Annotated in this window: 3 protein-coding genes; 1 reads left to right on the forward strand and 2 read right to left on the reverse strand. The window is 32.3% G+C overall.

Annotated features, from left to right (window positions below):
- The first annotated feature begins 2 nt into the window (after positions 1 to 2).
- Complete coding sequence (locus BFP75_RS22705; RefSeq protein WP_123803412.1) at positions 3 to 164, forward strand: integrase core domain-containing protein; 162 nt, start codon at positions 3 to 5, stop codon at positions 162 to 164.
- Positions 165 to 175: 11 nt separating this feature from the next.
- On the opposite strand, the gene BFP75_RS11095 is transcribed toward BFP75_RS22705, so the two are convergent.
- Together BFP75_RS11095 and BFP75_RS11100 are read right to left on the reverse strand one after the other, a co-directional pair.
- The gene (locus tag BFP75_RS11095; protein WP_123803414.1) at positions 176 to 433 is read right to left on the reverse strand and encodes a hypothetical protein; all 258 of its coding nucleotides are present in this window, start codon (positions 431 to 433) and stop codon (positions 176 to 178) included.
- Positions 434 to 594: 161 nt separating this feature from the next.
- Complete coding sequence (locus tag BFP75_RS11100; protein ID WP_099545462.1) at positions 595 to 1,179, reverse strand: hypothetical protein; 585 nt, start codon at positions 1,177 to 1,179, stop codon at positions 595 to 597.
- Between the last annotated feature and the right edge of the window lie 371 nt (positions 1,180 to 1,550).

The following is a 1,550-nucleotide window of genomic DNA, read 5'->3' on the forward strand; positions in this document are numbered from 1 at the left end:
ATATAAGCGACAACTGGAGAGAGGACTATAATTTTAATCATCCGCATAAATCTCTGGGCAATAAATCACCTAAAGAATACATGCCCAGGTTTGATGAAGAATTTAAATTCTTCATCAAACCTGACCTAAATAATAATTATTTATCGAATTTAGAGGTGTCCTAATAAGGGGAAGCCTACAATTCATTTATACTAAAGTAGCACTTGACAGTTAATATTGGAATTCCTTTATCATTCAAATAAATATCAACTACTTTAACTTGACATTGAGTTTCGGCAACTGTAGCACCTCGTTCTTTTAAAGGCTTACCTTTAAAATCAGTCCATTTTAATCTTTGAGATTTGCTCCACTCAATAAGTGTGTCATTCAGGATTTCAGTTTGAGAAAATCCAAAGTTTGAAATTATGAAGAATAATAAAATAGTTAATTTCAAATTATGGTGCTTTTGTATTGTACACAACGTTGTTGTATATGGTTTGTTGCGTGGTTTAAGCACCTAATTTAGCAAATAAAAACCGAATAGAAAATCCGCGAGGATTTTCGTAAGTAGGCTAGAACTAGCAATAAATTATATACGGTGTTGTAACCAGTTTTTTAATTCAAAATATATGTAAATCCGATTGTTGGTCCAATTCCTGAATAAAGGTTGTTTGAATTATCAGATGTTATGTTTTTAGTACTCAAATATGGTATTATTAATTCAATTCCGAATTTTTCATTGAAGAAATAATTTCCTCCAATTCCAATATTTAAGATTGAAATTCCTCCGCTTAAATTTTCGTGCTGTGAATTCCGCATAGAGCTGTTGTCAGCGTCATATTTGATGGTTCCTAATCCAAATCCGAATTCCGCAAAAACTCTTAGCTTTTCTTTATTCACAAAATTATTTCTTAGAGTTGGGATGAAAGCATAAGAGTTGTAATATGAGTCAATATTTCCAACTGTTAAATCGTTCAGTGTTGCATATGAAAAATTCAAATCGATAGATGTTTTATCGGAAATAAAATAACCAATTGATGGTTTAATCACAATTCCGTTAATTCCAGATTCAAATCCATCTGATGAGCCAAATAAAGGTAAGGCAGAAACTGTTAATTTAAGGTCGTTTTTTTTCGACTGTCCGAATCCGTTAGAAAAGGCTAAAATCGATAAGATTGAAAATAGGAAGATTTTTTTCATTTGATTATGTTAATGATTAAAATATCAATTTATCAATAATTGTTCCATTTTTCGTCAAAATTGGTTACAACGGTTTTGTATATGAAAAGTAGCGGATTTTAAGCGATAGCTTTTCAGTTTGGTGTTGAAGTTAAATTTATGAAAACCACTTTAGATTAAGCACTTAATCCGCTATTTTTTATATACGTTGTGTGTGCCCAGTATGGGCATCTTTATCTTATAGCAATATAAGAATTTATTTAGAGGGTGTAAGTCCCTTATGCGCTGGAGTAACGTCTGGAAGCATTAGTAAGTCGCAAGGGTGGTAACCGCGAGGTTACACCTGAAGAAAGCGAGACTACAAAACTCGGTACTGACGAACAGGAACCGTA

The sequence above is a fragment of the Maribacter sp. 4G9 genome (genome assembly GCF_002742265.1).
Taxonomy (GTDB): Bacteria; Bacteroidota; Bacteroidia; order Flavobacteriales; family Flavobacteriaceae; genus Maribacter.